The organism is Carnobacterium viridans, assembly GCF_900102725.1.
GTDB lineage: Bacteria > Bacillota > Bacilli > Lactobacillales > Carnobacteriaceae > Carnobacterium_B > Carnobacterium_B viridans.
The window spans coordinates 2,016,806-2,036,257 of record NZ_FNJW01000008.1 but is presented as its reverse complement, the minus strand read 5'-3'; the positions used below and the strand labels follow the sequence as shown (position 1 = coordinate 2,036,257).

16 protein-coding genes and 1 other annotated feature are annotated in these 19,452 nt (G+C 34.8%); of the genes, 5 read left to right on the top strand and 11 right to left on the bottom strand.

The features are described from left to right. Positions 1–34: 34 nt before the first annotated feature. Positions 35–302: a binding site (T-box leader), on the bottom strand. Between the two features lie 146 nt (positions 303–448). The 3 genes from BLT48_RS11230 to BLT48_RS11220 are packed head-to-tail and all read right to left on the bottom strand — an operon-like array spanning position 449 to position 4,207. After that, entirely contained in the window at positions 449–2,047 is a 1,599-nt protein-coding gene (locus BLT48_RS11230) for an ABC transporter permease (protein ID WP_089978028.1), read from the bottom strand. A 2-nt stretch (positions 2,048–2,049) separates the two neighbouring features. After that, on the bottom strand, positions 2,050–2,964 hold the full coding sequence (locus BLT48_RS11225; protein WP_089978024.1) for an ABC transporter ATP-binding protein: 915 nt from the start codon (positions 2,962–2,964) through the stop codon (positions 2,050–2,052). Between the two features lie 58 nt (positions 2,965–3,022). Next, entirely contained in the window at positions 3,023–4,207 is a 1,185-nt protein-coding gene (locus BLT48_RS11220; RefSeq protein WP_035021576.1) for a CapA family protein, read from the bottom strand. Between the two features lie 259 nt (positions 4,208–4,466). On the opposite strand from BLT48_RS11220, the gene BLT48_RS11215 reads away from it, so the two are divergent. Both BLT48_RS11215 and BLT48_RS11210 read left to right on the top strand, forming a co-directional pair. Further along, entirely contained in the window at positions 4,467–4,871 is a 405-nt protein-coding gene (locus BLT48_RS11215) for a zinc ribbon domain-containing protein (RefSeq protein ID WP_089978020.1), read from the top strand. 239 nt (positions 4,872–5,110) lie between these two features. Continuing rightward, a complete protein-coding gene (locus BLT48_RS11210) occupies positions 5,111–6,763 on the top strand; it encodes a peptide ABC transporter substrate-binding protein (protein WP_089978017.1) in 1,653 nt (550 codons plus the stop codon). A gap of 502 nt (positions 6,764–7,265) precedes the next feature. Here the strand turns inward: BLT48_RS11210 and BLT48_RS11205 are convergent. Both BLT48_RS11205 and BLT48_RS11200 read right to left on the bottom strand, forming a co-directional pair. Then, the gene (locus BLT48_RS11205; RefSeq protein WP_089978014.1) at positions 7,266–8,030 is read right to left on the bottom strand and encodes a class I SAM-dependent methyltransferase; all 765 of its coding nucleotides are present in this window, start codon (positions 8,028–8,030) and stop codon (positions 7,266–7,268) included. Then, positions 8,031–8,564, bottom strand: a complete 534-nt coding sequence (locus tag BLT48_RS11200; RefSeq protein ID WP_081896474.1) for an RDD family protein — start codon at positions 8,562–8,564, stop codon at positions 8,031–8,033. A 234-nt stretch (positions 8,565–8,798) separates the two neighbouring features. Between BLT48_RS11200 and BLT48_RS11195 the strand changes: the two genes are divergently transcribed. Beyond that, the gene (locus BLT48_RS11195) at positions 8,799–9,281 is read left to right on the top strand and encodes a DNA-deoxyinosine glycosylase (protein WP_089978012.1); all 483 of its coding nucleotides are present in this window, start codon (positions 8,799–8,801) and stop codon (positions 9,279–9,281) included. A gap of 47 nt (positions 9,282–9,328) precedes the next feature. Continuing rightward, positions 9,329–10,216 carry a GIY-YIG nuclease family protein gene (locus tag BLT48_RS11190; protein WP_089978009.1) on the top strand — a complete coding sequence of 296 codons (888 nt, stop codon included), beginning with the start codon at positions 9,329–9,331 and terminating at the stop codon, positions 10,214–10,216. A 113-nt stretch (positions 10,217–10,329) separates the two neighbouring features. Here BLT48_RS11190 and BLT48_RS11185 read toward each other — a convergent pair whose 3' ends face one another. The 4 genes from BLT48_RS11185 to BLT48_RS11170 all read right to left on the bottom strand — a co-directional run bounded on the left by BLT48_RS11185 (position 10,330) and on the right by BLT48_RS11170 (position 15,281). Continuing rightward, on the bottom strand, positions 10,330–12,105 hold the full coding sequence (locus BLT48_RS11185) for a DUF2207 domain-containing protein (protein WP_226776716.1): 1,776 nt from the start codon (positions 12,103–12,105) through the stop codon (positions 10,330–10,332). 289 nt (positions 12,106–12,394) lie between these two features. Then, positions 12,395–13,102, bottom strand: coding sequence for a DsbA family oxidoreductase (locus BLT48_RS11180; RefSeq protein ID WP_089978006.1), 708 nt, complete (start codon positions 13,100–13,102; stop codon positions 12,395–12,397). 168 nt (positions 13,103–13,270) lie between these two features. Next, positions 13,271–14,620 carry a TrkH family potassium uptake protein gene (locus tag BLT48_RS11175; protein WP_035021564.1) on the bottom strand — a complete coding sequence of 450 codons (1,350 nt, stop codon included), beginning with the start codon at positions 14,618–14,620 and terminating at the stop codon, positions 13,271–13,273. Positions 14,621–14,624: 4 nt separating this feature from the next. Continuing rightward, on the bottom strand, positions 14,625–15,281 hold the full coding sequence (locus BLT48_RS11170) for a potassium channel family protein (protein ID WP_023176953.1): 657 nt from the start codon (positions 15,279–15,281) through the stop codon (positions 14,625–14,627). A gap of 446 nt (positions 15,282–15,727) precedes the next feature. Between BLT48_RS11170 and BLT48_RS11165 the strand changes: the two genes are divergently transcribed. Then, on the top strand, positions 15,728–17,230 hold the full coding sequence (locus tag BLT48_RS11165) for a WD40/YVTN/BNR-like repeat-containing protein (RefSeq protein ID WP_244885821.1): 1,503 nt from the start codon (positions 15,728–15,730) through the stop codon (positions 17,228–17,230). Positions 17,231–17,823: 593 nt separating this feature from the next. Here BLT48_RS11165 and BLT48_RS11160 read toward each other — a convergent pair. Then, entirely contained in the window at positions 17,824–18,375 is a 552-nt protein-coding gene (locus BLT48_RS11160; RefSeq protein ID WP_089978003.1) for an HAD-IIIA family hydrolase, read from the bottom strand. A 171-nt stretch (positions 18,376–18,546) separates the two neighbouring features. Next, complete coding sequence (locus BLT48_RS11155; protein WP_089977999.1) at positions 18,547–19,365, bottom strand: MerR family transcriptional regulator; 819 nt, start codon at positions 19,363–19,365, stop codon at positions 18,547–18,549. Between the last annotated feature and the right edge of the window lie 87 nt (positions 19,366–19,452).

Here is a 19,452-nt window from a genome sequence, read left to right as displayed (position 1 = left end):
AAAAAAATGCCCGTCCAATCTTAGTTTTTCAACTAGAAAGGACGGACATTTAAATTCCGTGTTACCACCTTAGTTTATGAAAATATCGCTATTTCCACCTTATTCAGTACACCATCCCACAAATGAAAGATTGTAAACTGATGCATTAGATAACGGATGCTTACCGTAACAGTCTAAAAGAAACTCTCACTCGACTGCTCAACTCAAAGGCCATTTTTCATCAGAACTATCATTACCCTTTTCCATCATCCGGGCTTTCTAAAAATTATTTTCTGACGTACTTTCCTTATCAAAGTCTTTTTTATCATTTAAAACTCATTGTTTTTTAATCTAATTGAATAATAACAGACTGATTACATACATGTCAATAACTAAAATGAATTTTACTAATCTTTCAAATTATTTCATGAGTACTGAAATACAAATTATTAACTATTGTAACGCTTCGTTAAATATCTCTTTTGTTATAACTTAGAAAACCTATCACAGAAAGAGCAATCCCTACTAGACTTAAACTAATCATTGGGAACCAAGCAATTTCTTCATTTGGCAGTTGAGGGATATGATGAAAAGCAGAAATGTTGTTTACCCACTCTGGAAATTCGAGTAAATTGCCAAGATAAATGACAAAAATGGCAAAAGTCACATAGGTCCAAATCAAACCTGTTCTCTTAGGAAATGCTCCTACAAGTGCTGTTGTTAAACCTAAAACTACCCAGATAGCTGGGATATAGACCAGTCCCGATGCGATAACCGTTCCTGCACCAATGGTTGTCTTTATGACTTGACTTGCCGAAGCATACAACCCTAATCCAATCAGCAATTGCATCAGTACAGCCGTTAAAAATGCTATGGCGTAATAGCTTCCCATCACTTTATTTCGAGAAACCGCTCGACTATAAAAGTTTTCCGTTCGACCCATTCGTTCTTCTTTTTTCAATTTTAAAAAAACTGATACCGTTGGAACAGCAGAAAAGACAGACATAATACCCACCAATAATGTAATAAACTGCTCAGTCATTGAATCACTTAAGTCATCGGCTAAAATAACTTGAACCAATTCAAAGTCTGAGAAATAAGCTTCTAAATCGCCTAAAATCGAACCGAAAGCAGCGCTCATTAGAAAAATGCCAATAGCCCATGAAATAATTGTTCCTTTTTCCAATCGCCACGTTAACCCATATCGACTTTTTAAAACATTCGAAGCGTAAACTTTTCCTTTACGCTCAGGCAATAAACCGGCATTAATATCTCTTTGCTGGTTTAAATAGAACGCACTCACGAATAAAATAGTCATCCCACTAATTAACGCACTAACTGGCCACCAGTCATTGTCGACAAATACCGCTGTTCGAACAGTCCAACCCAAGGGAGAGACAAGTGATAGTAATTCATTGCTGACATCTCCAATAGCTCTTATGATATAGGCCGCTATCAATACAGCAAAAGAAATTCCTGTAGCACCTCTAGATGTTTCAGTTAATTGTGCTGCAACGGCGGTAATACCTGCAAAAAACAGCCCTGTACTTGCAAGAATACCACCATATAGCAAAGCAGATTCCATACTAAAAGCTTCGTTGTTAAATAAGCCGAGACCTAGCGACAGAATCATAAACAATAAACTATTTACGATAACCATCATACTAATTGTTGCAGCTAAATACGCTAGTCGCCCCACAGGCAATCCTAGAATCATTTCCAATCGGCCTTCTTCTTCATCCATCCTCGTACTGGAACTGACTAATAAGATATTCATCACGCTAACTGCAATAGCTGAAAACAATAACATTTCACTTGCAAAAACGGCCCCTAGATTAAAAAATTCCACTTCATAAAGCGATCCTAGCATGGCTATCATAGCGGGATTTTGCATTGTTAAACCAAATTCTATAATCTCTTTTTGGCCTGTATAAATGGTTATATAGGCAGTTACTGTAGCGATTGAAACACCAATCAAACCACTTAACCATAAACCAATTTTCACTCCATTTTGTTGAAAAAGCAGTCGCATGATTTGACCAGTTCCTTTGAATGGCTGAGTAAACATTGCTAGACACCTCCTTTTGAGCCGCTTTGTTCCTGACTGTCCCCTTTGTAGTGACGTATAAATAAATCTTCCAAAGTCGGAGGAGCACTTTCAAGTTTTAAAACACCAAATTGACTGATATAACGAATAACTTCTGCCAGTTCTTCACTATCTACTTGAAATACCCATCCCGTATTTGTTTGGACAACATCTTGTACACCTTTTAGCTCGAACAAATTTATCAAAGGTTCACTTGTTTCAACAGTCAATTTTGTTCGGGTCAAGTGGCGCATCTCAGCTAATGTTCCCGTTTCAATAATTTCACCTTCGCGAATAATGGCTACTCGATCACACAGCTTTTCAACTTCGGACAGAATATGGCTCGACAACAATACACTCTTGCCTTGTTGTTTCATCTCTAAAATAAGTTCTTGAAAAATGCGCTCCATCAGTGGATCCAAACCCGCAGTTGGTTCATCAAGAATATACAAGTCTGCCTCAGAAGCAAATGCAGCGATTAAGGCTATTTTTTGTCGATTTCCTTTCGAATAAGTGCGACATTTTTTTGACGGGTCCAGTTTAAACAGTTGAATCAATTCATCACGCCGGTTCTGGTTTCCATTGCCACGCATGGCTAAGAATAAATCAATCACTTCGCCGCCGGTTAAATTAGGCCATAGATTAGCCTCACCTGAAACATATGCTACCCGTTTATGAATTTCTACAGCATCTTTCCAAGCATCTTGTCCAAAAATTGTAACTTGTCCTTCACTTGGTTTCAACATCCCAAGTAAAACACGAATAGTTGTAGATTTCCCGGCACCATTAGGACCAATGAACCCGTAGATTTCACCTTCATTTACAGAGAGATTGATGTTTTTTAAAGCAGTAAATTTTCCGAATCGTTTAGTTAAGCCTTTTACTTCTACTAAACTCATTTTTATACCTCCTATTGAAATAACTTTTAACTAATGGTACTACTTGTATTTTTTTCTTCTAATTTAGAAATTCAGCATCAATAACTGCTTCGGTTGTCTGTTGCAAAGACTCTTTAGAAAGTTGATTTCCTTGAGAGCTGTTAAGAGTATGTTGACTGGCAATTTTTTCGGTATAATCATCCAGCTTATAAATTCTAAAATTCTTTCTTAAATCCGCAGCTTCGCTCTTAGCACCTGTATAATGCATTACTGTTGCATCCCAATTCACATTTTCAATGGTTTTCTCCTCTTCACTCACTACAAAATCAAAAGAAATCATACCGCCTAACATATTATTTTCAGTTCCTGTAGACATCGCAGATAGGAAATTACCTAATGAATAAACGACTAGTGTCTGATTCCCATTCTTCCCTTCTACCCAATCAATCGGTTGAATTACATGAGGATGAGTCCCAATTACTGCATCTACTTCTAAGTCCGCAAACAATTGAGCATATTTTTTTTGGAATTCATTCGGTTCAAGCATGTGTTCATCACCCCAATGAGCAGAGACAATAACAAAATCGCTGATTTGTTTTGCTCGTTCAATATCTTGAGTAATCAATGCTTCATCAAAGTAATTTAAACGATACGAAACATCCGGTTCAATCCCATTGGTTCCGTATGTATAGGCTAAAAAGGAAAATGTTACTCCATCACGTTCAATAACTGGTATCGCATCTCGTTCTTCTTGTGAATCAAACACTCCAGTAAAAACCATATTTTCTTGCTTATCCCATATTTCTAAAGTATTTATGACACCTTGTCTGCCTTTGTCCAACGAATGATTGGATGCTCCATTTACTAAATCAAACCCTAAAGTATTTAGATTATCTGCCATATCGCTAGGTGTATTAAAGGCTGGATAACCCGAGAAACCAAATTCATCTCCACCCATCAAAGTCTCCTGATTAATAAAAGCTAAATCTGCTGTTTCAATATCTTCAGCTACATTTTCAAACATAGGTTTAAAATCAAATGTTCCGTCTTCTACTTGCGCTTCTTCAAATATCACATTATGAATTAGGTTATCTCCCACTCCCACAAATGAAACTCTTTTTTCTTCTCCAGCTTGATTTTCCGTTTGCAAAGATGACTCGCTTGATGAAACCTGCTCTGAGCTATCTTCATTAGGTTTCTCAACCCCTGACTTTGCACATCCACTTACTACTAATGCTATTACTAACCATCCAATTTTTTTCATGATATCCCTCTTTTCTTCGAATCTACCCAAACACATTCTTTATGTAAATCGTAAGCGTTTTACCCCCAAATGTAAAGCCTTATGAAAACCATTTCAGCAAAAAAACTTAACTATTACTTTAGGATTCCAACTTTTTGATGTTTGGGTAACTTATTGTTCGATAAACTCAGTCTAAAGACGGTCGCTGAATGCTGTTCAGCATGTTACACTATTTGATGGTAATCTTTATGAAACAAAGAAAAAGAGGAGAAAATTTTAAATGAGAAAATTTAAAACTTACATTCAAAAATTTATGATTGGCAGATATGGCGTAGATAAACTTTCAACTTATTTGCTTTATGGAGGACTGGCTGTTGTTGTCTTAGCTAACTTATTCAATTGGTCAATCATTAGCTTACTCGGTTGGGCAGCTATTATTCTTGGTTACTATCGAACATTTTCTCGCAATCGGACAAAACGGTATCAGGAAAACCAAAAATTTTTAGCATCCACTCGTCAATTTACTAGGAGTTGGAACCAAAAGCGAAATAAATTTCTGCAACGAAAAGTTTACAAGTATTACGCTTGTCCCAACTGTCATAAAAAATTGCGCGTACCGAGAAACAAAGGAAAAATCAGTATCAAATGTCCACACTGCAAAGATCAATTCATCAAAAAAACTTAGTCAGTAGCAACCTCTATCTTAGAAATGGAGCCTTCTTTATAGCTTATCGTTGATTTGCGATAACTTGTAAGAAGACTCTTTTTTTTGCAAAAAAAATTGAGCGACACCCTTTATTCGTATTATATTCTGTCTTTTATTCAGAATTATGCAAATATTTAGGTTAAATCATACATTTTTTTGTATAAACGTGTTATCCTATTAAAATAAGGTTAACTAAATTAGATTAAGGAGTGTTTATAGTGAGAAATTCATATAAATTAGCAGCTACAATGAGTACAGCATTTTTATTAACTGCGTGCGGTGGAAATGGAGATTCTTCAAATTCAACGAGCGATGATTCTGCAGGCTCTACCTCTGGGGAACAGGTCGTTAATTATACTGCCCCTACGGAGTTATCTACCATGGATACGGCTTTAATCACTGATATCAATAGTTCCAATTATTTAGGACATGTTATTGAAGGATTATTACGTATTGATGAAGAAGGAAATCCTGTCCCTGCTATTGCAGCTGACGAAGGAGTGATTTCAGAAGATGGACTTACATACACGTATACGCTTCGTGACGATGCTGTTTGGTCTAACGGCGATCCCGTTACAGCAAATGATTTCGTGTACGCTATGCAAAAATTAGTCGATCCTGATACTGGTGCTTCTTATAGTTATCTAGCAGAAACGATTGAAAATGCACCTGAAATCATGGCTGGTGAAGCAGATGTCAGCGAACTTGGCGTTACAGCTAATGGCGATCATGAAATTACCTTTAACCTAACGCAACCAACGCCTTACTTTGAATTCTTGTTAGCTTTTACAGCTTTCTTCCCTCAAAATGAAGCCTTTGTTCAAGAACAAGGAGATAATTATGGAACTTCTAGTGAAGCCTTGCTCGCTAATGGTCCATTTACATTAGAAAATTGGGATGGCACAGGGCTAACTTGGGACTTAGTAAAAAATGACGACTACTATGCAGCTGATGAAGTAACGTTAGACGCAGTGAATGTTCAAGTTGTAAAAGAAACAAGTACTGCTGTTAATTTATTTGAAGGTGGACAAGCAGATAACGCTCAATTAACTGGAGAAATCGTTAAGCAATTCGCTGAAGACGAAAATGTTGTCGTTCAAAAGAAAGCTAGAACTTCTTATTTGGAATTCAACTGGGATAATGACTACTTGCAAAACGAAAAATTAAGAGAAGCTTTAGGATTAGTTATCAATACAGATGATTTAGTGAATACTGTTTTAGCGGATGGTTCAACTGAAATCGGCGGATTTTTACCAGCTGATTTTGTAACTGACCCATCTACTGGTGAGGATTTTACTGAAGAAGCTGGAACTTTCCTTTCCTATGATGTAGAACGTGCACAGAAATTATGGGATGAAGCAAAAATTGAGTTAGGCGTAGACAGTATCTCTTTATCTTTTGTTGGAGACGATGATGAAAAGAGCAAGCAAATCAGTCAATACATCCAAGGTCAAATTCAAAACAATTTGCCTGGTATCTCTATTGAGTTACGTAATGTACCTAAGAAGAACCGTCTTGCTCTAGCAGATAGTCGTGATTTTGATATCCTGCTTACTGGATGGGGTGCTGACTTTGCAGATGCCATCAACTTTATGGACCTGCTATACAGCGATTCTCCTTATAACGAAGGTGGATACGCAAATAGCGATTATGATGCTTTGATCGACCAAGCGAAAACCACAAATGCAAATGATGATGAAAAACGTTGGGAAAATCTCCAACAAGCTCATAAAGTCATAACTGACGACTTTGCATTCATCCCTTTGTGCCAAGAGGCAGAAACACAACTTCGTAATCCGGCTGTTGAAGGAATCCTCTTCAATTCTGTTGGTGTAGAATTTGACTTAAGTCGCGCTAGCGTTAAAAAGTAATCAGTAAAACAAAAAAGAAGATAGTTCCTGATATTAACGGAATTATCTTCTTTTTTTGATATATAAAAACCGATTTCTTTTCAAACATAAAATAAACTGAGGCTCGTTACGTCCACTCAAATGAAAAACCGCTTTGAGTTAACAGAACTAAAGCTAATTGTGTCAACTCAAATAGAAAACGACTTTGAGTTGAATCAACGTCGGCGTGCCTCGGATAATCGAGACGTACTCTCGTGAAACAGCTTGATTCTTTTATTTTTTTGTACAATTTTGATATAATTCTATTCATAAGAAGGCGTTCTATCATAGATGTATTTGCCGCTCAAGCATACATCTATGATAGAACGCCTTCTTTCTTTCTGCTTGTAAAAAATAATATCTTCTCGAGAACTATTTTACACATACGTTTGTCATTAAAAAAGGTCCACATTGCCCTTACTTTACGAACCATCATGTATTCAATTGACAACAATAGAGTCTATCCTTTCAAATTCTTATCATTCTATCTTTTTAACTTAGTGACCTTAAACACCATAAAATCAGCACATCTCAAATCTTCTTCAAATGACGGATATTTTTCCAACATTATTTCTGATGGCTTCGGTTCGACTATACTTTCTATCATAAAGCCTACTTTAGTTAACTTATCAACATAACTGGTTAACGTCCTGTGGAAAAATAGTACTTTTTCTTTATCCCCTAATCGTTGTTCGTAGGCACCTTCATAAAAATAACGATCCACGTTCCAATGCAATTTTTCACCACTATTATTGTTCTCCCACCCACTTCCGGGAGTTACAAAACAAGGATGCAAAATTGAAAAGATAAAACTTCCTCCGTCTACCAACAAACGAAACATTTCTCGAAAGGCATTTTCGTAATTTGGTAGATCTTGTATCACCATATTTGACACAATCAAATCAAAACTGTTGTCTTCGAGCGTATCCAACTTCTCACAATTGCCTCTTAAATACTTAATTTGTAAGTCAACTGGCGTTCTCTCCTGTGCAATTTCAATCATTCTCAAAGAGTAATCCACAGCTGTTACATTCGATCCAGCCTTGGACAACAATCTGCTTAAATATCCTTCGCCACATCCTGCATCCAAAACCTGTTTATCTTTTAATTCGCCCATAAGAGAAAATAAAGTAGGATTTAAAAACACTTCTTTATGAATATCTCCTTGTTCGTTGTGATTTTTTGAGTACGTATCGGCAAAAGAATCCCATCTTCTAATCGCTTCTTCAGCATCAATATTCTGTTCCACTTATGATTCCCTCCTAATTAGAACGACTTGAGTCCCGGCTATTAAGTCACCTAAATGACGTTTATCTTTTCTAAAAAATCCCATAACCAATAAAATGAGAGCTAACAGGATTCCAGCATTTGTAAAAATAATCGAACTCGAAGTTGCAAATTCAGAATAAATACCATCGATGACTCCAATATGAGCAAGCTGCCACGGTAAAAACTTAATGCTATTTCTAACCAAACTTCTAAAAAACGAAGGCGTTTTATACTGTACTTTTAAACCCGCTCTTCTCTTACCATATGTTCCAAAAGGTTTCTTGTAATCAAGTAGCGAGAAAATCAGCACTATCGGAACAACCGATTCAAACGTCGCTATCAGTTGGGATTGAACGATTGTAAATTCAGGTATTCCGTCTAACACTAGAAAATAAAAGACTAAATTAGCCAGAAGAAGTAAAACAAGATAAAACATAATCACACCATAATCAATTGCCAGTTCTTTGATCCTTGCTTGCACTCGTATCGGATTATTCTCCCTCACTAGCTTCACCCTTTCAAACCTCAATTTGAACTTATGCATCAATTATACTACATATTTTTACTTATCAGGTTTACGTAAAAGCTCAACACACGTTTAGAAAAAAACTAAAATATATAAAAGCTACTGCAACGACAATAACACTATAGGAATTCGCGTTTTTTTACTATACAATTGAAAGATACCGATTCATTTTTTACATATAAAAAGCGTCTAAAACAAATTTGCGATTAAGGAGTATAACTTATGAAAAGTGGTTTAGCACCAGTCTATGATAAAAGCACTAAAATTTTAATACTCGGCAGTGCTCCAAGTGTAAAGTCGTTAGAATTGCAACAATACTATGCAAGTAAAGGCAATCAATTTTGGAAAATTATTTCTGAATCTTTAAATACTACTGATCCAATCGACTATGAAAAAAGGTTGGAATTATTGGTGCAAAACCAAATTGGCCTATGGGATATTTATAGTCATTTTGATAGAATTGGGAGTTTAGATAGTAACTTTAAACAAACAAAATTAAATGATTTTGATGCATTACTTTCAACTGCTTCCATTAAACTTGTCATTGCAAATGGAGATAAAGCTTATCAAGAAGTTTTAAAATCAGCTATTTTTGAGTACCACACTGTTATAAAATGTTTATCCACCAGTGGTGCAAATAACGGCAAAGCACAAGAACGGAAAATAGAATGGAAAGAAGCTCTCCAACTTCCCTTTCTTTCTTAAAGAGTAATTTATTCAGAGCTTACAATAGACATGGAGGAATTAATACAATGAATCGCTTTACAGAAGAAGTTATTACTCAGCTTCGCTATTACGTTTATATTTTAGTTAATCCTATTGACCATACAATTTTTTATATTGGTAAAGGAACAAAAAATAGAGTATTCGCTCATGAATTAGATTATCTAAAAACTGAATTTTCCAATGATCTTGTGGAAAAGCAAAAATTACATGAAATAAAGACTATTCATTCAAATGGTATGGAAGTTGAGAAATATATTTTGACTTTTGGATTAAGTGAAGATGAAGCCTTCCACGTAGAAAATGCGGTTATTAATTTTTGCAAACTGATTGATGACCAAAAACTTAACGTGAAAAAGTTGACTAATATTATGAGTGGTCATCGTTCTGATGGACAGAAAGATGCCTTGCAAACTTTTGGAAGAGTCGAACTGTTACAAGATGCACTTAGTCCAAAACCCGTTAATATTAATCAATTAAGACCCCATAAAATTATGTTTGTAAAAATCAAGCCAACTAAAGATAGGTCTGATTCTAGTAAAGATTTAAAGGCTGAAGAAATGTACAATCCTGAATCAGAAGCCCTTAAAAAGAGAACGTTGGGTGATTGGGTAATGAGTTTAGATAAAGCAAACAGTATAGAATATATCCTAGGTGTCTATCCTGGCAGCGGCATGATCGTTAGTGCTTTTAAAATCATTAAAGATAATCCTAGATATGAAGTACTTCACAGCACAACAAAATCTGGAAGAAAGCAAAAAAGGTATAATTTCTATCAATATGCCGAACCACTAACAGAAATAGATGGTATTCAACTTTTCCCAGATCATATCAAATTAACAAATTATCAATACGTTAATAGCAATGGAGTACCTTGTAATATCCAAAGCGAGAGAGTTTATGTTGGATTTGATTAGACATTCATTAACCTAAATCTATCACAATAAAAAAACAAAATATCTTTATACGATATTTTGTCTTTTTATATCTAAAGTTAATTAACGTGCATCAAACTATCAAGAGGCTCTTTCTATCGAGCCCCTCCGCCGCCTCCACCACCGGCACCTCCACCTCCACCAAAGGAAGTTGATCCACCTGTTCCGGAAGCTGCTGATGAAGCACTTGAGTTAAATCCACCACTTGCTAATCCGCTAGACCAGTTGTGTCTAAATCCAGTCATACCGTTCCAATACCAATAATAATAGATGAAGGAGTTGTCTCCAGAGACATCATTCGGATTCGGAATCATTTCCTTGAATTCATCTGTTATGTCCTCACTTCTAAAGTACAAGGTATTCCAGAATAGAAATTCTTCAAATGTAAATGGATTGGTGTAGTCCGCAAAACCTTCTAAGTCTATTTCTTCTAAATAGTTATCAAATTGAACCAAACGGTCAAACAGTTCGTCGCCTTCTGGACTGGCAACAGATACCTCATGTTTTGCACCCCATACGTCAACTTTTCCAAAAGAAATAAGGCCTTCTCTTTCTAAATACTCTTTTGAGTAGTCAATCAAATAATCTGCAAACTTGCCTACTTCTTTGGCATGTTTTCTTGCCCATTTTTTCATATCATCGTCTTTTACAAAACCATTATTATTTGCAGCATCCAATAACATCAACCATAATCCAGTTTCATAGGTCTCACCATTTGTTTCTAGATGAGCAACGAAGTCACTGAATGACTGAGGATAACGTGCACGTTCTTCCTGAAAATGTAGGATTTCTATTTCCGTATCAAATCCTTCACCAAATAATGATTTGGTTTCAGTGGTGTGAATAAGGATCCGTTCTTCATATGACCATCTCAGTAAATAAGCTGAGAAATAATCTTCAAAATAACCTTTGTCCATGTCTTGCAATAAATATGCAATTCCTGCAAAGTCTTCTCCTTTATAAGGAATCTCTTCTAAGACAACTCCTTTGTGTTCCTTGATTCTTTGTATTCCCGTACGCATTTGTCCAGCTTCTTCTCTCGCTTGTTTTAATTTCTTAGAATATTTGATAATAAAAGCTGTGATTCCTCCAACAGCGACTGCTAGAACAGAAAAAATGACGATAGGTATCGTGTTAGAAATAGGCTCATCATTGTACGCTGAGCCGTTCATGGCCATGTCACGCTGTTCTTCCAAAGTCATACCTGCACTGGCTTGTGTAGTGAACATTCCTTGAGGAAATTGCAGCAATACTGTTACATCGTTGCTGTCGTCTACTTCTTCCTCAGCTTCCCAAACGATCGTGTTGCCCTCTAATTGCATATCCCCTTCAAAACCAAAGCCCCAGAAACGGACATTATCTTCTGTAAAGGGTTCAAATCCAGTAATTTCAACCGTCAAATTTTCAGCTGGAATATCGGAAAACGTATCAAAGTTCCATAGCAGTCCTTGTCCATCTTCCAATTCGCGAACTAATTTTGATATGGTATACGTTACTTCGTAGTCGTTTTCTCCATACTCACCTATACCCCATATAAGTTCTACCCCATCACCTGTTCCTACAGTACCGTATTGACCTGCCTTTTCCTCTAGTGAAGCGTCTGGATTCCATGGTTCCAACTCTTGATAACCGGCTACTGAAAAATCAAGCAATTTTGAATCCTGCAGATCATCCAACACGATGTACAATTCAGTACCATCATCCATGTTCATCTTTCTATGTTCTGTAACAATCCCCGATCCATCTTCTTGCAGTTCGATTTCGATTCTCATATCCGATAATTGATTTTCCGCAAAAACCGTTTCGCCAAAAGCCATACTAAACAAAAATGCTAAACCAATACTAAGCGACCTTCTTACCCTTTTATTCATTTACTTCCCCCTATTTCTCTTTTACAAAACTCATTTCCAACTAGTTTTGAGTCCGAATTTTTCTCTATACCTCTAGTATACACAATATCACGATACACTAGGAAACGTTTTCCCTAAATAACTTCTAGAAGTCTTTTTCATTTTCTCTATGTATTCTTTTAAAACAATTTTTTTGTGTAAAAAAAGAGAGCTTTATCGTTAATTCTTAAAATCAGTATAAAACTAATTTCTAGAAACAACTTAAACTCTCTTCTATACTATATAGCGCTTTTCGATGTTAACGAATATTTTAGTCACAGACCCATTTGCCATCAATCATATTACACGCTGCAGCATCTGACCCCATTAAGGTTAATCCTTTTAGTTGAAATCCTTCTTCTTTAGCAATTTGTTCAATAGTTTGTTCAATCACTTCTTGCGGTTGTGCTCCGCTGATTAAATATTTTTGGTTCACCACTATAGCAGGAGCTCCTTGGATACCATAGTCTTGCACTCGTTGTAAATCTTCCATCACAGCTTGTTCTGTTTCTGGATTTTCAAATTGAGTTTTCCAAGCATCAAAATCTATAGAAGTTTGTTTCACAACACTATCGATAATCTTCATGTCTGAAATATCTCTGTTTTCTACAAACAAAGCCTGTTGTAAGCCATCAAAGACAGCCCAATAGGCTTCTTGATCAGCAATCATTCCAGCAGCTTTTGCGGCTTTCAATCCATTTTTAGATGTTGGAAACAAGAAGTCTTTTTCTTTCATACCTTCAATGTTGAAGCGATGTTCATCATCATTTTGATTGGCTTGTTCCCAATGATGAATCACTTCAGGTTTTACCGCTTCATGAGAACCAAATTGTTGGATAAACTGTTCTTTCTCCCATCCTAAAGCAAATGAACGATGGATAATTTCTAGTTTTGGATACTTTTTAGCTACTTTTCTCATGCGATAAGACATGGGAAAGCAAAAACTGCAGATCACATCATGGAAAAATTCGACTTGCATTACAACACTCCTATTCATATTTCATTATTTCCATTTAAAATAGTTTATTTTTTTAAATTGATTGATAGTTATTTTATTTAATTGCTACAACTTCAGAAAACTTTTTAGCACTCAAAACTGTTCCAAAATCAATATATCTTTTAGAATCAAAGCTGATAGGACTTAATACTATCCTATAAAGACATCTTCTTGAGGGTAACGCAATAAAGAATTTTCTTTTCTAGCTATCAGTGTAGAAGCAATCGTAACAGGACCAAGACGTCCGATGAACATGACAATCATGATAACAAATTTACCTATTGTTGATAACTCCGATGTTAGCCCAGCTGAAAGTCCAACTGTTCCAAATGCTGAAACAACTTCAAAAGTAATAGCAATAAATGGTCCATTTTCAGTTATAGTTAAAATAAGGATAGCTATAAAAACCAATAAAAAACTTACCATGGTTAGAGTAAAAGCTCTCAAAACAGCATTACTTTTTATCCTTCGCCCAAACAAAGACACTTCTTCTCCACCTTTTAAAATTGTAATTGTTGTTAAAAGTAAAATAATAAACGTGCTTAGCTTGATTCCACTACCAGTTGAAGCACTTCCTGCCCCAATAAACATCAGTAGCACAGTTAACAGCATGGCGGGTACTGTCAGTGCAGTTATATCAATAGAATTAAAACCAGCTGTTCTAGGAGTCAGACCTTGAAAATAAGCACTCCATACTTTATCTCCAAATGATAAATTACCTAAAGTTTGAGGATTGGAATATTCTAAAATAAAAATTGAAAGGATTGCAATAATGTTTATAACTAATGTACCTACGATCATGACTTTTGAATGCAAAGTTAATGATTTAAATTTTTTCTTATTCCACACATCTAAAAGAACTGTAAATCCTATTCCTCCTAAAATAAACATACTTGTAATGGTTAAATTAACTACAGGGTCTCCTACATAGTTGGATAAATTATCTGACCATAGAGAAAACCCAGCATTGTTAAAGGCAGCGACAGTATGGAATAAACTATAGAAAGAGCCTTTTTTTAATCCAAATTCTGGAATCCATTTGATAGCCAATAAGATAAATCCAACTAGTTCAATACTGAAAGAGAAAAATAATAAATAACGAACCAATCGTATAATTCCTCCTGAGGAATCTTGGTTTAATGATGTTTTAATAAGATTTCTTTGTTGCATGCCAATTTTTCGTTTGAATATGAAAAAAATAAAAACTGCAGACGTCATTAGACCTAATCCGCCAAGTTGCATAAGAAACATAATAACCGTTTGTCCAAATAGCGTAAAAGCTGTACCAGTATCAACTACGATTAAACCTGTAACTGTAACTGCAGAAGTAGCAGTAAATAAAGTATCTATCCATGAAATTGTTTGTGTAGTCGCAATAGGTAATTTTAATAATACAGTACCCATTAAAATAAGAATAAAAAAACTTGTAACGACTGTCATCGAAGGATTTAAACGACTAGTAGATTGTTTTAAATACCCTTTTAAAATAATCTTATTCATCAATCTACAATCCTTTCTCTTCGAAACGTTTTATATCATCGTTTTTCCCCATAACGACAATCATATCGCCTTCGTATAATTTATCTTCTGCTGAAGGTGATATATTTACCTTCTCTCCATTTTTTATAGCTAAAATAGTACAGCCATATTTTGCTCTGATATCTAAATCATTGAGCGCTTTATTAGCTAATCTTTTAGAAATGTCTAATTCTGATATGCTGTACTCTTCAGAAAGTTCTATATACTCTTGAAGTTTTCCAGATTGCATTTGATTAGCAGCTCTAATTCCCATATCGTATTCTGGTTGTATGACTCTATCCGCACCAATCTTAGCAAGAACTTTTTTGTGATTAGCATCTTGAGCCTTTACCCATACATTTTCCATACCCAGTTCTTTTAATAATAGGGTACACATAATATTAGCCTGCATATTATCTCCTATCGCAACTACAGCATAATCAAAGTTTCCAACACCAAGTGACTTCAGAACTTCTTCACGGGAAGCATCTGCTATTACAGCTTTTTCACTATAGTCTAAAACCGCATTTACTTTTTCTTCCTTTATATCTATCGCTAAAACTTGATGCCCCAAACGATGTAACTCTTTACAGACACTTGCTCCAAATCTTCCTAACCCAATAACTACAAATTCTTTTTTCATAATTCAACTCCTGCCTAATCTCCATAAAATCATGGGTACTAATAGCTTATTATTTATCAATAACGTGAAAATAAAGGATTTATTAGATTTTTGATTTGATTTTTCTAAGACTTCATTCCTTTGTACAATTGATGGGCTAATTCTTGTTAAAGTTAAGGATAGTTGAAAAATTCATTACGTTTTTTAAAGGCAAAATTTTGTGATCCATTACCTATATTTGTACATTTGATTACGTTAGTATCTGCAAATATAGGATTATTCTTTATAAGTCATAATAGTATGCGCATTATCATAATTCAAGTAATTTCTATAAACTCCTTATTTGCTAAGTATAATTTTTTCTTTATATTTACTAACTGGCTGTAGTCCTATTTTATTTTATTGTATACTGTTCTATAGACGAATAATCTATTGGTATTGTTTTTTTAATCGTTTACTGCACTTATTTGATCATCTATAACTCATTACCGCAGAAATTAAACTATACAACTGGAGATGAAATTTACTTGAAGAATAAAAATTACAAATTAAGAGCTTTTATTTTTAATCCTGTGACCGTAGCTATTTATGCTATAGGGTGTTATTACTTATGTTCACTTGCTCAATACGGCGGGATTGCTCAGAAAGCTCCCATTATTTTAACCATTTTTCTTAGTCTGTTTGTTTGGGTAGGCTGGGGTCTTTATTGGTATGTATGGAAATTCAATAAAAAACAGTCCGCTTCTTCTCGTTCCATAAGACGCAGCAAATTTCTTTTTCTTTTCAGCATTAATTCTTTCCTTTTGATCACTGTTGCATCAGGAGTAAGCCTCTATCAAAGTGGCACAAATCTGCAAGGGAGATTAGCCTTTGTGATTCAAGATTATTTGCATTCTAGTGGAGTCCAGTTTGCTCATAATAATATTTACGAAGATGGATTGAATGGATTGTTCGAAGATCTTGAAACAAAATATGATTTGCCAGAAGAATTGTATGTCAGCAATCAGGTCGAATTGACTTTTAATAAAAAGGGCGATATTACTACTTTGTACAGTTTTTTGTACGGTCTAAACAAAGATGGCGAGACGGAAAGCTTTTTGATTGATTATGATAATTCAAAAAGTGCTGATCTCAGTGTGACTTTAAACGGAAACGTGAATCCAACTTTTGAGAAAACCATGAGACTTCAACCGCTGCTAGATGCAGTAGAAAATCTTCCGATAAAAGACACTGTGAAAAATTGGGATGAAGAAACCCTTGGCATCTATTATGCTGGTTCCCGTAGTTGGGGATACAATACTGAAGGCGTCTTTTACTTTGATGAAAAGGGAGATACTTTTCCAATCGAAACAGCCTTCAATGAAATTATTGGCTATACGATTTCTGTTTATACCCCAAATAACAACACGATCGCTCCTGTACGTTTTGTTGACTATTCACCAACAGTATCTCCTGCGCAAATTGGAGACGTTCCAACAGATCAAAACATGAACGACAATGAAACTTACTTTTTGACTGAAAAACTCGGTTATCAATTATTCGAAGTAGATGCTGCGTTAGGCTCACGCTTTTATACCTTGAATAAAACGACAGATGGTGGAAATACTTGGGAAGACGTCAACTCCGATCCATTTTCAGGGCAATTAGGCGTTTCATCTGGGATAACATTTATTGATGAGAACCTTGGATTTATTGGATTGTCCCGCAGTGGGGGCAGTTATGCAGACATCTATCGGACAACTGATGGGGGCGTCACTTTTGAAAAAGTAGAATTGCCAACGATCGAAGTTCCTTTAACCGATACAGAGAATTACGCTCCTTTCGATTTTCCGGAAATGCCTTATAAAGAAAGCGACAATTTGTTTATTCAAGTGGGTCAAGGTCAAGATGGCGATTATAACGGCGGCAGTAAAGCCTTGTATCAGTCTAAAGACAATGGCGAAACTTGGGTATATGTTGGAGAGGTTTAGTAAAATGATGAATAAAAAGCTATCTACACCTTTAAAAGTGTGGATAGCTTTTTACATTTAACTATTATTTTTCTCCCTAAATATAATAGCACTTTTTATTACTTTTATTTTGCACTATACAAGCATCAATAACTTTTGAGTTTAATTTATTTTCCTAAAGAATATGCTGTATCTTTCCATATAGAACGGTAAGGTCTCGTTTAAATTTCTCAATGTATATCATTCTGAGCATCATATGGGTTTAACAACAGGATGCTTACAAAATTTGCGAAAACTTTAAGCACCGTATGGATCATATAAAACGGTGCTTATGGTGCTTAAATACAATTTGAGTACCATATAAGTCAAATGAAGTGATCCTTATGGTACTTAAGTGCACTTTTAGTACCGTATGGATCAAATAAAATCATACTTGTGGTACTTAAGCTCATTAAGTACACTTTTAGTACCAAATAGGGCAAATGAAATATTGTTTATAGTACTCAAGAACCATCTGAGTAGTAGCATATGAATTTAGTTCAATTGGATATCTGTTGTAACTTATTATCTTTTGCTAATATAATTTTTAGTACTTAAATTATCATGACACTCTACTACAGAAAGAGAACAATTTTATTAACAGCATCTAAACTATCTTCTGCAATATGAGTAGGTCTCATTTCACTCCATAACTGTCTAGAATCTGTTAAGCTCTTAATTCCCTCTCCTGTAAGAACTAAGATACTTTTCATGTTTGAATTATTTGCAAGCAACATATCATTTTTCCCAGAATCTCCAATTATAAAACTTTCATTTTGGTTTAAATCATATTTTTTAATTGCTTGGTTAACTAATAAAGGCTGCGGTTTTTTACACTGACAGTTATCTTTTTTAGCATGAGGGCAGGTATATACTTCAGTAATTTTAATACCTTTATCTTCTAGTCTAATTATCAATTTCTTTAATGAATCATTATACTCCTCAAGAGTAAGTCGATTATGAGCAATATGACTTTGATTCGTAATGATGATATTTAAATAATTATTTTCAGTAGCTTTTTGCAATGCTGGAATTGCATGGTCAAAGAACTCAAAATTATTATTAATCAATGTATGGCTACTTCCACCTAGAGTACCTAATAAATCCCAAAAAATCGCCTTATTCATACAAATTTTCCCCTTCTTGTATAAAACTTAAGTCCCACAATTTTCATTAAAGAACTTCATACAATATCTGCACTAATTTTTACTCGTGACAAAGCAACATAAATTTGACAGCTACTTTTAAATTTTACGATAGATTCCCTTAATAAAGAGTTATAAAAGTTATATACAAGCTTACGATATTTTTTCATTTTCGTTTTTCACTTTAATCATTACCTTAACCAAATACTTTTCTGGATTTTTTTCTGCAACTTCATCAATGATGTATTCTTCATAGGCATCCCCATCAATCTCATAACCATTTTCTACTAAACCATCCAACATTTTCTGATACAGTTTTTCGGTTTTATTGTAATCACAATAATCATACATGACTGCGTAACATCCTTCAGGCTTTATACTTAACTGATTTTTATCTTCAGTCGATTTATTGATATAAAAATAACTAAAATTTGAAAATTCACCATTGGCCAATTCATTTTTTCCAATAATCGCTCCTATTGGAAAACCTTGGACAATTTGTTGTTGGTCAATAAGTGAATAGAAATCAATGAGGGCTTCATTGTTTTGTTGATTTATTTTTTTACCGATTAGTATCGGTTTCTTTTCTTTCTGGATAAAAGTAAGTTTTCCAACAGTTATTACGTCTGCCAACTTTGTTAACTCGATTCTTTTTTCCAACATATCTTTGTATTGCTGTAACGTACTAATTTTTTTATCAATCTGTTTTTGTTCTTCTAGGAACAACGACAGCATTTTTTCTGGAGTTCGTTCTTGTAAATAGATTTTTATTTCTTTAATTGATTTCCCTAATTCTCTTAAAATATAAATGACACTAATAGTATCTAATTGTTTTTCTTCATACATTCGGTACCCTTTATCTGTAACCATTTTAGGTGAGAACAAATCAATTTTGTCATAATAAATCAGAGTCTTTCGACTGATTCCAGATAAAGCTGAAAACTGACTAATGGTTAGATATTCCTTTTCCATATGATTCCTCTCTTCCCATCCACAGTTTCTGAAAATAAAACTTGACTGTATAGTTGCTATACAGATTATACTGCTATTATTCGCTTA